Below are 12,312 nucleotides of genomic sequence, written 5' to 3'. Positions count from 1 at the left end.
AGTTAACCTATCCAAAACGTGGGATTGATGATGGTAAGCCAACCCGCATGAATAACCTGGCGAATGCTTGAGAAAAGTGTTCCAAATAAGGAGATTTTAATCGCCACCGATAATCCATATTGGTGGCGTATTTCAAAATATATTCGTAAGGTAAACTGTATATCTCTCTAAAATTGACAACCAAGGCTTCCCTGTTATTGTCAGGGTTAGTTGGCGATGCAAGTATATGTAAGCCTTCAACTCTCCCTGCTAAAACCTCGTTCCACTTACCCTTTTTTGTAAATGCTGGGTTAGCTTCTTCAAATTCTGAGATTAGATAAATGGCACACACCACAACTTGACTCACCTTTTTATTTTCCAAATCACAACTTTGAGTAACAACAATTAAATCTATTTCGTTAACTATTACCTCTACTTCTTGAGTTTCATCAGCTTTTTTTCCAAAAGTTGTGGGATCGAATAATGGTACTGGTACGAGACACCCAGGCAGGTAATCACCTTGCCTGAGTGTCGGTTCATTAACCTGCACCCAGAAAGGATCTATCGTCATTCTTCGTCTAAAACATAAGGCTGAGGTGGTTTACGCCCTTGGAACTGGACACGCATAACTACGCGCTCTGAGCGTTTTGGTGGAACTGGATTGTAATCTACTTCACCAACACTTTTAATATACTCTAGGTATTCTTGAATCTGAGCCAAAACTTGCAAGGCGTTTTCTGTGACCTCAGCTATCTTTTGCCCTTCTGGACTGTACAACTGAAAGGTAGCTCTTGGCTCAAGTATAATTAATCTGGTTTGGGTTGAAGTATCATCAGGACGTATAGGGGTTATTGTCGCCATTAGTTAATCAACTCCCTTGTGTGTTCTGTAATGCAAGCTTCAAACGCTTTGTTCTTTTGTTCGTGCATTTGTTCCACAATTTCCCAAAGTTCTATTTCATTTTGAGGAATATCCCTTTCGAGAAACAGGTCTAAATCCAAGAGTATAGAAATAAAATTAGGTGTTGGAGGCGGAACTAATGCCTGATTGAGAACAAGCATTGTTGCTAGTTTCTCTTGAGGAATTTGTAGCTGCATAAAGTAGCCACTTAGTCCTTGTGGCAAGTCAGAGGACACTTCAGGAAATGTCCTTAAATAATTGTTTAAATCACTAACAGGTAAGGGAATATCTAGCCTGTTAATGTACCTTACCGCTAACCGAGTAATAGCTGCTGGATTTGTCAAAGACTGATAGATACTCCATAGTCTCTTTGCCTCATCTCGAAAAGTTTCCCAGCAGTCGTAGGGAGCAAGCCGACTGAACGTAAAGCCGTCCAAACGTACTTGAAGAATTTGCTTTTGCTCTTTGCTAAAGGCTCTATAACCGATTTGAGATTGACTGGCGGTGGCTTCAACACTAGCACCAGCAATCATTTGCCCCTGAAATACAAGCATTTCTTCAAAATTGGGGTACTCAGATTGAATGCTTGAGTACACCTGCGCCAAGACCTCAAGTTTAACTTCTTGTGGCAGTTGAACTTGTATGTCAATCAATGCTTCGGTAATTGGGGCGCGTGAGTAATGTTTTTGTGCTTGCATATCAATTATCTTGACATAATCCCCGCCCTAAAAGTGTGGAGATTCTTGGTTCAAACAATAGTTGTGGCTATTTTTTTACAATAACTTCAGCTGATTGAAAGCAGATTTCGCCTGTTTATTTATCTATCGTGGGCTTTCTGACTAAATGGCATTTCCTCATTAATGGCGGTAATTTCCTGCTGTTCTAGTTGATTCACTTCTTTAATATATGGAAGTAGAATTTGCGCCAGACGCTGATTGTAAAAGCGATGTAGGCTGTAATTGGGTGTAGCCGGAAATCCACGGCGTTTTTTGTGTCTACCACCTGCACCGGGATCGAATAATTGGATATTATTAGCGATCGCCCACTCAATTGGAGTGTAATAGCAAGCATCAAAATGCAGGCAATCAATTTCTTGAAAACTCCCCCAATAACGCCCATACAATCTATCGTCTTTATAAAGGCAAAAAGACATTCCCACTGGGTGACGATTGTCATGTTCGCTATAGGCGGCAAAAAACACCACCCGATGGCGATAATCGGCGTGTAGCTGTTCAAAAAATTGCTTTGTTAAATACTTACTGCCCCACCAGCCAAACTTATCACAAGTATCGGCGTAAAACTGGTACATCAAGGGAAACAAAGATTTCGGAATGTCATCACCAGTAATTGGCTGTAGTCTTAAACCCGCCTTTTCCACGGCTTTCCGTTCCCGCTTGATATTCCGGCGCTGATTGGCGTTGAAAACTCCTAAGTAATCATCAAAATTATTAAATCCAGTATTTTCCCAAATATAACTGTGGTGCAACCAAGAACTAAACCCGTTGCGTTCCAAAACTGGCCGCCATTCAGGATCAACATAAAGAAAGTGACACCCAGAAATGCGGTATTTATTGCAGAAACTGTCAATTTCATGCACCATCATCGCAGTGATTTCGTCTTCATCTTCTCCTGGCGTAATTAAGAAGCGATAACCTTCAGCCGGGGTAAAGGGAGCCATACCCAAGAGTTTAGGATAATACTGCACACCGATGCGATCGCTTAATTCTGCCCATTGATGATCAAAAACAAATTCACCGTAGCTATGACCTTTTAAATATAAAGGCGCAGCTGCAATCAAGGTTTTATCTCGCCACAAAGTTAAGTGATTTGGCAACCAACCAGTTTTTTCTGTAGCACTATGGGAAGTTTCCAAATTTTTTAACCATTGCCACTCCAAAAACGGAGTTTTCAAAGTCAGTGCTAAAGCATCCCAGGCATTTTGCGGGACTTCGGCAATTTTATTAATCCAGGCAACAGAATAGCGCGGCTTAAGTTGTTCCACCATCTTTTTCAAGGATGAAGTATGAAGTGTGAAGTGTGAAATTGATTTGTCAGACTTCACACTTTTCTTAGTCTAATGTCCGTTGCACTTGATAGTGTAAAAAGACTTCTTGCTCAACTTGTTTAACTTCCAAAAGTTTGAGCCGAGGAGCCAAATTCGCTAAAAATCCCTGTCCTTCTACTGGTGTGGGTGCTGTGGTTCCACTTAAAATCAACGGGCAAACAGTCAGCCAAAATTCATCTATTAAATCTGAGTGAACCATAGAAGCTACTAATTGGCCACCACCTAAGACCGCTAGGCGTGTTATATCTATAGATGCCAAATGCTGTAAAAAGCCAGCAGTGTCAATTTTTCCAGTTGAGGTTTCAAAAACAAAAATCTGTTCAAAAAATTCTGGGCGTTTTTGCCAAATCGTTGCTCCCACTCTTGTTGTCAATAACCAACGTGGGATAGGCTGGTTAAAAAACTTGATTTCCGGATTAAAATCCGCAGACTGTGTAATCACTATATGAACCGGCTGGGGGGTCTTCCCCGCTTTGATTCGATGTTGCAGCAGTGTTGGATGTGATACGGTTAGTGTCGTACCGTAAGCACGGAGCGTACCAGCACCGAAAAGAACGGCATCAGAGGCAGCGATTTGAGCTTCTAGGTGTGCTTTATCTGCCCCAGAGCCAAATCGAGCAGGCGATCGCCTAAAATCTGCTATTTTGCCATCTGCACTCATTGCCAAAACTACTGCGGTATGAGGACGATGTTGCGTCATTGGGTTGGTTTGATAGTCTGAGGATTTTCTTGCTAGTGTGTCGATTGTAAAGAATCTTTGCACAGCAAGCTACTGTTTACCAATTTCATTACTTTACTGTTATGCAACATAAGCCGCGATTACATCTAGCACATAAGAGTTTTGGTATACGATATTTCTTTTTGTACACTCAATGTTTGATACTGTTAGGGATCGTCAATAAACCCCTCCCAACGTAACAAAATGTCTCATTTAGCTAATCTAATTGCATATTGTTTGCTGTTGTGGTTTGCAGATGTGAAGTGAGACAGTGAGACACCCGATGGCTAAGTCCCGTCAATCGTCGTTTAGACGTATTTTAGTAACAAGAATTTTGCTGCTGTTTGTCCCAGTGTTATTGCTGGGAGAACTTGTGGCTTTAAATAAAGCACGTTCTAGCTTGCTAAAAACTGCACGCCAAAATCTGACCGAAAGCGCAGTTTTCAAAGGAAAGAAAATAGCTGATGAGATTGCTAGTCTCAAAACGAGCTTATTAATAGCTAGTAAAGCATCTGTATTGCAAACTGGTTCAGAGGCTGAAGTCCAAGACTTCATCAGTCAGATAATTCAAGAATTACCGACCTACGTTGAATGTTTACAATTAGCTGATTTAGAAGACGGCAATATCATTGCTAGTAGTTGTGGTGACAAACCCATCAGAGAACCGAAACTACCCTTTGTAGCTGACAGTCGATTTGAAATCAATCCAGTACTACCCCCCAAAGCAGGTAAAACTGGTCAAAGAGACACAGAAAATCAGCTGCAAATGGTTCTGTCTGCCCCGGTTTACAATCAAACTAAGCAGCTAAAGTATGTCTTGAGTATCCAGTCATCGCTATACAAACACACCAAAAATCTCCCAGGCTCACTCACAGGTTCGACATTGGTAATTGCTGACGATGGCACAATCTTGGCACACCCAATACCAGAGAGAATTAACAGCAATATCCAAGAATACCCTGATGCCAATAGTTTGCAAAGCATTATTCAAAATGCCATAACAGGTCAGAGCAACTCTGTCAACTTATCGTTTCAAGAAGGCAAAGAATTAGTTGCTGGCTATAGTGTAATTAGTAATCCGATCGCCAAACAGCCGCCACAATGGATTATTTTAGCTGTTACCAGTGTAGATAATGCCCTGTTTGGTTTAGAAGAAATTAAACTGATTTTGATAGTGCTAACAGTGGGTTTGATTGGTGCAACTTTGTTAGCATCTTTATACTTGGCTCCTTATTTAGCCGGGCCTGTAGAAGAATTGCGGGATTATGTGCTGAACATTCACAGTCATCATGCAGCCCAAACAGTACCACAGAATTTTAAAATTCGGGAGTTTAATCAACTAGCACAAGCAATTGACCAAATGTTTGACAGGCTGAAAGCTTGGGCGGAAGAATTAGAAAGTGCTTGGAAAGAAGCTAAAACAGCCAACCAAATTAAAAGTCAGTTTTTGGCGACAACTTCTCATGAGTTGCGTAACCCCTTGAATATCATTATTAATTGTGTCCGCCTCGTGCGAGAAGATATGTGCGATAACCGCGATGAGGAAATGGAGTTTCTTAAACGCGCTGATGAAACCGCCATTCACTTGCTAGGAATTATTAACGATTTACTCGATATTTCTAAAATTGAAGCCGGGAAACTTTCTGTGGTTTCTGTCCCAATGGATTTGCGACAAACACTGTTGGAGGTGATTAATATCCAATCAGTGAATGTGCAGCAAAAAGGCTTACAGTTAAAAACAACTTTAGGTGATGAGCCAATTCCAGTCAAGGCAGATGCGGCCAAACTGCGCCAAGTATTAATTAATATTATTGGTAATGCTACTAAGTTTACAGATGAAGGCAGTATTGCGATCGCTGCCATTATTGAACATAGTAATAGCCATTCTCAAGTTGTTGTTTCTGTTACCGATACAGGTTTAGGAATTGAACCATCCCAACAACACAAGTTATTTCGTCCCTTTGTACGGATAGATGGTGGCTCAACACGTAAGTTTGATGGTACCGGATTAGGACTGGCAATTTCTCGCAACTTAATTGAATTGATGGGTGGTAGCATTTCTCTAGAAAGCCCAGGTCTCAATCAGGGAACCACGGTTAAAATTACCTTGCCAATTATAGATAGTGAGAATGGGGAAAATTTTAATCCTACCTCTGAAGAAGCGGAAATCCCAGAGGTAGATTCTTTTGAAGAAACTCAAACCGCACAATCTCAGTTAGATAACTATCAACTACCGTTAGTAGAAAATCTCTTCAAAAGTTGAGCATTTGCAACAGATAAAAATTCTCTAAATGTAGTGAAGTAAATCAAATTAGACAAGTGTTGATAGGTAAAATCTTGGCTAATCATGAATCCTGAGATGATCTTCAGCAGTGAGTATTGGTGTTACAAAACTTTGATGCAGCCATCTTTAATTTTAATTTCAGATTCATCTTCGATTTCAACTTGGCCGCATGAAGTTTCAATAACTGCAACTTTGCCGCTACCTTGAATCGTGGCAGCCCCTGTAGTATTACCATTGAATGTAACTTCTTTGGTTTGTCCATCCATTTTAACTGTCATGACATGCTTGGTGGAATCTTGATTTGAGTATTTGATGTAAACAGAAGCAAAAACAGGACTTGACAGATAAAAAGTTGATATTGCAGTCATGGATGTTAGTAAAAATGCTTTTTTCATAGTTTTGCCAGAAATGTTGCCCAAATAAATGGAACGATCAGAGCAGAATACAGCCTCAAATTGCTGTAAACAATTACTCATTTTTTTAGTTTGGCAAATACATTGACTATATTACTAGGAGGAAAACACGGGATATTAAACATTTTATACACTGAGAGTATTTATTTATTTTTGATATCAATTACACCACACAAGCTGATACCAAGACGCAACTAATAACCTGCTCAGAACTGCTTAACCTTTTATTCTATTTTTCTTAACCTTAAGAGAATACTTCCAAGTTTATTTAAGTGATATTGCCACAATATTTACTTTTGAGATTTGGAGCTTAGTCTGATGAAATCAACCCAATACTTAGGCGTTGCTAGTTTGGCGATCGCCTTATCTTTAGCGACTGTAGAAGTTAAGCCAACACAGGCGGCGGTATTTAATTACAATTTCACTACAAATGTGACCTCTGGTGCTAACCCTGGTCAATATTTTGGTTCTTTGAGATATGACGACACCAACTTAACTGGTGTGGGTGCAGAAAATTTAGATGTCAGCAATGGATTATTATCTGTTGTGTTTGATTATCTTGGTACTCGTTATACAGCAGCTGATGATTTTGATTTTCCTGCTGGAATTGCCCCTGTAGTTAGCTTTAATAATGGTAATTTTGTCGGACTCAGCTACCTAGTAGAAGATCAGTTTTTCATTGGTGATGCTAATAATCCCTCAACTGGCGGCAATCGCTTTTATAGTATTGTCAGTGCTGACTTGACATCGGCGACAGAAACAGGCACAGTTACCTTCACCAGAGTTCCTGAGCCCTTGGCGCTTGTGGGAACAGCGATCGCTACAGCTACCGGATTATGGGTAAATCGTAAGAAAAAAGCATCAGTAGCACAATAAAAAAGTAGGGTGGCTAAAATCATAGCCACCCTAATTAATAACACTCCTGTTACTGAAACTTATCTAGACAAATCTGCCATTAATTGGGTTGCGGCGTTGAATCCCAATTACCGATGGACGAGGAACGCCTTGGGGTTGACCTTGAATATTGCTAGGCCAACTGCTACCACGGGGAACAGTACGAGTCTGATTGAACAGCGTACCATCCAAAGCCAACATTTCTATTGAACGGCTGAGAACTGTACCATCATTAATTGGACAATCTTCACCAGGATGCTGGACGGAAATAATCAGTGTATCGCCCACAAAGGTCGGCCCTGTCATCTCACAACGCACAGGCCCATAAGCAAAAGGCATAACTTTTCCAGCATTGTTGCCACTGGTAGGGATAAAGAACAGCCAGTTATTACCAAAAACGCCTGTAAAGCTGGAGATATTACCAGTGCTTGTGTGATTGATAGTTGTTGGATTACCAGCTGCACCCACATTGAAACCATTGTGAGTGCTGGTGGACATATCCGTTACACCCCAAACATTGGCTTGATTGTCAAATACCAAGTTATCGACATTGGCAAAACCAGCACCATCATCTGATCCAGCTTCACCACCTTGAGCAAATCTTTGCCATCTAAAGGTGAGTCCTGTGCCATCGGCACTATCTTCAATAATTTTGTACAGTCCGCCTGATTGTTGAGTCGCATCAACAGCAGTACTTAACTTGGCTACTTGGAAAATCCGAGAATCAGGATAACCATCGCCACCGGGCGCACCATCGGTATAAGCAATGAACACTTCTCTGGTAACGGGATGCACTTCTAAATCTTCGGGGCGAGCAGTCGGAGTTCCCCCAGCTAAATTAGCTGCGAGGAAAGCATCACAGAGAACTGCACCTTGGCTAGTGTAGAAATCTCGGAGTGTTCTATTTTGATAATTTGGTAACGCCGTGGCTTCGTTAGTGCGATCGCAATTAAATGCTCCACCATCAACAGTCTGTCCAGCCACACCATTACGTCTAGGTAGTGGTAAACGACCATTGGTTTGTGCTGTACCCAAAGCGGCAAATTCTACAGAAGACAGTACTGAAGGAGAAATTGGATTGGTGGGGGTATCTAATAATAAAGGTATCCATTCACCAGTACCATCTGGATTGTAACGAGCTACATATAAAGTCCCTCGTTCCCACAAATCGCTATTGGCTTTACTAGTTGGCGAAGTGACAACATTTGTACTCACAAATTTCCATGTATGTCCACCACGTCTATCATCACCCATATAGGCGACTAATCTCTTACGAGCTTCCGCACGTATAGCAATATTTTCATGGCGGAAACGACCTAACCATGAGTGTTTGCGAGGACGGAAATTCGGATTAGCTGGGTCAATTTCTACCATCCAACCATATTTTTCACCAACTAAACCAAAGGTCTGGCCAGTTGTCCCATTGATGTAGCCTGTTTGAGTTCCATTAGGTTGAACTGCTTCTGTGACACCCACAAAAAAGGCTGAACCACCTTGGAAGTTTTCTTCTGCTGTTAAGATGGTTCCCCAAGGTGTTGTTCCACCAGAACAGTTGTAAGCAGTGCCGATAATTCTGTTACCTAAGCCATCAGCACTCAGGGGGAAAACTTGGGTTGCAGCCGGGCCAGTACCAATTAAATAATTTTGGTCGCCTTGCTGGTGGCTGAGACTGCCCCAACTTGTGACAGTGTTGTAGCTATCAGTTCTTTCGCGGTTAATTCCCAAACCCGATAAACCATGAATCCGGCGATTTCGGCTATCTCCGCGAACTACGGTGTAACGTCTAGCACTGTTGCGGCGAGAAACACGAATAATTGAACCACCTAAGTTATATAAAAATTCTCCTTCTACTTCGATGTTTCTGGTTGTCGGTAAAGAGCGACCGATGACTGTAGGAAAGCTTGTGGTGAGTGCTTGGACATCAGCCGGAGCTTCGGGTGCAAAACCAGAAAAGGGAAAACTCACATACTCATGGTTAACCCATAAATAGCCTTCATCTAAGGTTCTGCCTAGAGGAATGAAACCAGTGTAATCGCAGTTGTAGCCGACATAATCATCAGAGTTGGGAAATACGCGATCGCCCCAACTAACGATGATGTAACGCTCATATTCTGGCGGTACAATCACATCATCAACAACATTGTAGCTAGTTAAATTGGGACTGCTAGAAGCTGCAACTACTTGCCCTTGTCCAATTCCTGTTGGTAAAAAACTAGGCTGAGTTTGATAAATCGGTAAAGGATGGGGTAATCGGACTGGTGTAAAGCTTAGTGGAGTTGTTGTTGCCTCGGCGACACTGGACAAACCTGTTAAAAGTTTGTCTCCCAATACAGCAGCCCCCGCACTGCCACCAAAAAATATAAGAAGTTGTCTTCGACTTAATGTAGACATCAAATTTTCCTCTGTTGTATCAGGAGAAATTTACTAGTAACCAACTCTTTTCCAAGCTGAAGAAATAACTCAATTAATGTGAGTTTTTCCAGTTTCAAAATTTAGTAAACCTGCTTGAAAGCACAGGTTAAGCCTGAGATTTTTGTTAAAGTTTCACACTATAGCAGAAGGCAGAAAGCAGAAGGCAGTGGTTCGGCTCCTTCGGCTGCGCTCAGTACAAGTTCGCTCACCAACCAGGCAGGAGGAAAAGTCTGATTATTCCTGGCATTCAAGCTTTCAAATTGTCCTAACATATCTGACTACTGCTATATATCCCAGCTTTCACCTAAGCTAATTACAAATAATTATTAGTAGGTTATATAATGGTTAACTAAAAATTATGACTATGTTTATAGTCATAGTTTCTGTGGTTACTCACAAAAATATTTCCGACTTCTTGAAGGATACAGATAGCAAATAGAGGGTAAGTTCCGACAAGAGTTAACAGAGGTTATAGCAGAATGGCACTAAGAAAAGCGGAAATGCTTATCAATTAAGCAGTTTGCAATTGTTGACGTAATTCTTGCCGAGGCTTAGTCAATCTGGGGTAAGCTTTGGGGCGGCGTTTGGTGACTCGTGGTTCGCTGCGTGCAGGACGGTCAGGGACAACCTTATGAACAATAATTTTCAGCAAACTATGATAAAGTCGTTTAGCTCGGATATTGCTTGTTTAATTGCTGATTCGCTTAAAGAATGAGGAACAATATTTGATAAATCAATCTACTGATTTACTACTAGTAGTCTGCCAAGGAAACTTTGCGTTGTGGTCAGCAGAGGGGCAGAGGGGCAGAGGGGCAGGGGGGAAAACTTACTGCAAGTTTCTCCCCTGCTCCCTTGCTCCCTTGCTTACTTCCACGTAGCAATTTTGGGTTGGTACACTACTAGACTTTATTATTCTGACTCCTGAGTGCTGAATTCTTACCTTTTGACTTACCGCAAACCCAATCTTTATAGACCATCTTGGTGGGTAAGTCCTATTTAGTTTGTTGCTGTTTCTTCAGACAGAGTGGTGATGATTTCTTTCAATTGGCGATCGCGGTCAGATTCTTCTGGTGTTTCCTTGCCCAAAGAAGTATCTTTTACTAAACGGTAGATATCAGCCGCACCGTAAAAAATGCGATCGGTCAAACCAACTTCTTTGAAAGTTTCTGCAATCTCTTCCATTTCCCCTACCCAACGATGTGCTTTTGGTGTCATAGACGGAATGGAACGAGCCAGTATCTTAGCAAGTTCTGGCTGGCTAGTAGATACTTCGTTCCATAATTGCTCATCCAACCCTAAACGATGGGCAGCAATTAATAATTCTGTACTAATTGCGGTTAATCCTTTGGTGAGGGCAGCATAAGACATTTTCAAACCAGAAGCTTGACCAATTTCATCGCCAATGACTCGGATATCTAATCCATAATTACTTAGTTGTTGAAATTCTGCGGCTTGTTTACCAGAAGCATAGATGCGAGTGCGTCCGGGAACTCTAGGAGGTGGGCCAATAATCGAAGCATCAATAAATGTCGCGCCTGATGATGCAATGATTTGAGCGATACTTTTTACTTTTTGGGGTGCGATCGCATTAGCATCAACATAAAGAATTTGTTTCCCCACGTTACTAATTACTTGGGCGACTTGCTGGGCGACTTCCGCCGCAGCTGCGGGGACTAAAACGGATAACACGACATCCGATTCAATTACCAACTGTGTGAGAGAACCCACATCTTGGATATTAGCTGCGGCTGCTAATTGCTTTGTTCTGGGACTGCGATTTTCTAGGGCGGCAATAGTTCTCAATCCATGTTGGTTGAGAACAGATCCTATAGCCTGTCCCATATCACCCGGACTTAAAATACCGACTGTTTGAATTGCCATAAAAAGCTTGATAATGCTTTGTATTCAGCTTTTAACTACTACGCTGACTTTTGTAACTGAGTCCTGATAAAACCACTATAACCTGATAGAATTGCCGTAGTTAAGCTTTGATTAGGAAGTTATCATAATTCATTCCCAGAAAGCAAGCATTAAATGAGTGAACCAGCAAGATTATTTTCTGTTGCTGTGCCAAGTACTCAGTCAGTAAATATTCAGCCAAAGTACTTTGGCTAAGGTGAATAAATGGAAGTTAAAAGCGAACTGGCAAAGCAAATTTATGCAGTTTCCCATCTATCTGGCTCATTTCAACTGCGTTCTGGTAAGATATCAAGCGAATATTTTGATAAATATCAATTCGCGGCAGATCCAACTTTAATTGATGCGATCGCCAGGCAGATGGTTCGCCTCATTCCCAGAGATACTGAAGTATTGGCTGGTCTGGAACTGGGAGCTATTTCGATAGTGACGCTATTATCACACTACTCTGGTTTACCCACAGCTTTCGTCCGTAAAGAGGCAAAAAAATATGGCACTGCGCGTTTAGTTGAAGGTGCTAAAATTAGCGATCGCAAAGTGCTGATTGTAGAAGATGTGGTAACTTCTGGCGGTCAAATTGTCATCTCAGCCAATCAAATGCGTCAACTTGGCGCACAAATTGATTATGCTCTTTGCGTTATCGACAGAGAAGAAGGTGCTTTTGATAAACTCCTAGCTGAAGATATCACATTACTTTCTCTGCTAAAGCGTCATGATTTTTCTAATTAAT

The 12,312-nt window shown here is 41.4% G+C and carries 12 protein-coding genes; 3 read left to right on the top strand and 9 right to left on the bottom strand.

Features of this window, described 5'->3' with window-relative positions:
* Positions 1 to 7: 7 nt before the first annotated feature.
* The 5 genes from H6G79_RS08740 to H6G79_RS08720 form a co-directional block, all read right to left on the bottom strand.
* On the bottom strand, positions 8 to 550 hold the full coding sequence (locus H6G79_RS08740) for a hypothetical protein (protein WP_190588428.1): 543 nt from the start codon (positions 548 to 550) through the stop codon (positions 8 to 10).
* Positions 547 to 840 carry a hypothetical protein gene (locus H6G79_RS08735; protein ID WP_190588429.1) on the bottom strand — a complete coding sequence of 98 codons (294 nt, stop codon included), beginning with the start codon at positions 838 to 840 and terminating at the stop codon, positions 547 to 549. The genes H6G79_RS08740 and H6G79_RS08735 overlap by 4 nt, the downstream gene beginning before the upstream one ends.
* A complete protein-coding gene (locus H6G79_RS08730; RefSeq protein ID WP_190588430.1) occupies positions 840 to 1,577 on the bottom strand; it encodes a TIGR04255 family protein in 738 nt (245 codons plus the stop codon). Before H6G79_RS08730 ends, H6G79_RS08735 begins: the two co-directional genes overlap by 1 nt.
* Positions 1,578 to 1,696: 119 nt before the next feature.
* The gene (locus tag H6G79_RS08725; RefSeq protein WP_190588431.1) at positions 1,697 to 2,884 is read right to left on the bottom strand and encodes a GNAT family N-acetyltransferase; all 1,188 of its coding nucleotides are present in this window, start codon (positions 2,882 to 2,884) and stop codon (positions 1,697 to 1,699) included.
* A 64-nt stretch (positions 2,885 to 2,948) separates the two neighbouring features.
* Complete coding sequence (locus H6G79_RS08720; protein ID WP_190588432.1) at positions 2,949 to 3,644, bottom strand: RibD family protein; 696 nt, start codon at positions 3,642 to 3,644, stop codon at positions 2,949 to 2,951.
* A gap of 301 nt (positions 3,645 to 3,945) precedes the next feature.
* On the opposite strand from H6G79_RS08720, the gene H6G79_RS08715 reads away from it, so the two are divergent.
* The gene (locus tag H6G79_RS08715; protein ID WP_190588433.1) at positions 3,946 to 5,925 is read left to right on the top strand and encodes a hybrid sensor histidine kinase/response regulator; all 1,980 of its coding nucleotides are present in this window, start codon (positions 3,946 to 3,948) and stop codon (positions 5,923 to 5,925) included.
* 122 nt (positions 5,926 to 6,047) lie between these two features.
* Here the strand turns inward: H6G79_RS08715 and H6G79_RS08710 are convergent, their stop codons facing one another.
* Complete coding sequence (locus H6G79_RS08710) at positions 6,048 to 6,341, bottom strand: hypothetical protein (RefSeq protein WP_190588434.1); 294 nt, start codon at positions 6,339 to 6,341, stop codon at positions 6,048 to 6,050.
* Between the two features lie 336 nt (positions 6,342 to 6,677).
* On the opposite strand from H6G79_RS08710, the gene H6G79_RS08705 reads away from it, so the two are divergent.
* The gene (locus H6G79_RS08705) at positions 6,678 to 7,235 is read left to right on the top strand and encodes a PEP-CTERM sorting domain-containing protein (RefSeq protein WP_190588435.1); all 558 of its coding nucleotides are present in this window, start codon (positions 6,678 to 6,680) and stop codon (positions 7,233 to 7,235) included.
* A gap of 63 nt (positions 7,236 to 7,298) precedes the next feature.
* On the opposite strand, the gene H6G79_RS08700 is transcribed toward H6G79_RS08705, so the two are convergent.
* The 3 genes from H6G79_RS08700 to H6G79_RS08690 form a co-directional block, all read right to left on the bottom strand.
* The gene (locus tag H6G79_RS08700) at positions 7,299 to 9,644 is read right to left on the bottom strand and encodes a PhoX family phosphatase (protein ID WP_190588436.1); all 2,346 of its coding nucleotides are present in this window, start codon (positions 9,642 to 9,644) and stop codon (positions 7,299 to 7,301) included.
* Between the two features lie 532 nt (positions 9,645 to 10,176).
* Positions 10,177 to 10,317 carry a hypothetical protein gene (locus H6G79_RS08695; RefSeq protein WP_190588437.1) on the bottom strand — a complete coding sequence of 47 codons (141 nt, stop codon included), beginning with the start codon at positions 10,315 to 10,317 and terminating at the stop codon, positions 10,177 to 10,179.
* Positions 10,318 to 10,661: 344 nt separating this feature from the next.
* Positions 10,662 to 11,546, bottom strand: coding sequence for an NAD(P)-dependent oxidoreductase (locus H6G79_RS08690; RefSeq protein WP_190588438.1), 885 nt, complete (start codon positions 11,544 to 11,546; stop codon positions 10,662 to 10,664).
* A gap of 243 nt (positions 11,547 to 11,789) precedes the next feature.
* Between H6G79_RS08690 and pyrE the strand changes: the two genes are divergently transcribed.
* Complete coding sequence (gene pyrE, locus H6G79_RS08685) at positions 11,790 to 12,311, top strand: orotate phosphoribosyltransferase (protein ID WP_190588439.1); 522 nt, start codon at positions 11,790 to 11,792, stop codon at positions 12,309 to 12,311.
* Position 12,312 lies beyond the last annotated feature (1 nt).

Origin of the sequence: Anabaena sp. FACHB-83 (assembly GCF_014697485.1) — a bacterium.
Classification (GTDB): domain Bacteria; phylum Cyanobacteriota; class Cyanobacteriia; order Cyanobacteriales; family Nostocaceae; genus Nostoc_B.
The sequence above is the reverse complement of the archived record's forward strand: the minus strand, read 5'-3'. Positions and strand labels throughout refer to the sequence as shown.

Coding starts and splice junctions, on each gene's coding strand:
- H6G79_RS08740 (WP_190588428.1), bottom strand. CDS start 550: ATGACGATAGATCCTTTCTGGGTGCAGGTTAATGAACCGACACTCAGG.
- H6G79_RS08735 (WP_190588429.1), bottom strand. CDS start 840: ATGGCGACAATAACCCCTATACGTCCTGATGATACTTCAACCCAAACC.
- H6G79_RS08730 (WP_190588430.1), bottom strand. CDS start 1,577: ATGCAAGCACAAAAACATTACTCACGCGCCCCAATTACCGAAGCATTG.
- H6G79_RS08725 (WP_190588431.1), bottom strand. CDS start 2,884: ATGGTGGAACAACTTAAGCCGCGCTATTCTGTTGCCTGGATTAATAAA.
- H6G79_RS08720 (WP_190588432.1), bottom strand. CDS start 3,644: ATGACGCAACATCGTCCTCATACCGCAGTAGTTTTGGCAATGAGTGCA.
- H6G79_RS08715 (WP_190588433.1), top strand. CDS start 3,946: ATGGCTAAGTCCCGTCAATCGTCGTTTAGACGTATTTTAGTAACAAGA.
- H6G79_RS08710 (WP_190588434.1), bottom strand. CDS start 6,341: ATGAAAAAAGCATTTTTACTAACATCCATGACTGCAATATCAACTTTT.
- H6G79_RS08705 (WP_190588435.1), top strand. CDS start 6,678: ATGAAATCAACCCAATACTTAGGCGTTGCTAGTTTGGCGATCGCCTTA.
- H6G79_RS08700 (WP_190588436.1), bottom strand. CDS start 9,644: ATGTCTACATTAAGTCGAAGACAACTTCTTATATTTTTTGGTGGCAGT.
- H6G79_RS08690 (WP_190588438.1), bottom strand. CDS start 11,546: ATGGCAATTCAAACAGTCGGTATTTTAAGTCCGGGTGATATGGGACAG.
- pyrE (WP_190588439.1), top strand. CDS start 11,790: ATGGAAGTTAAAAGCGAACTGGCAAAGCAAATTTATGCAGTTTCCCAT.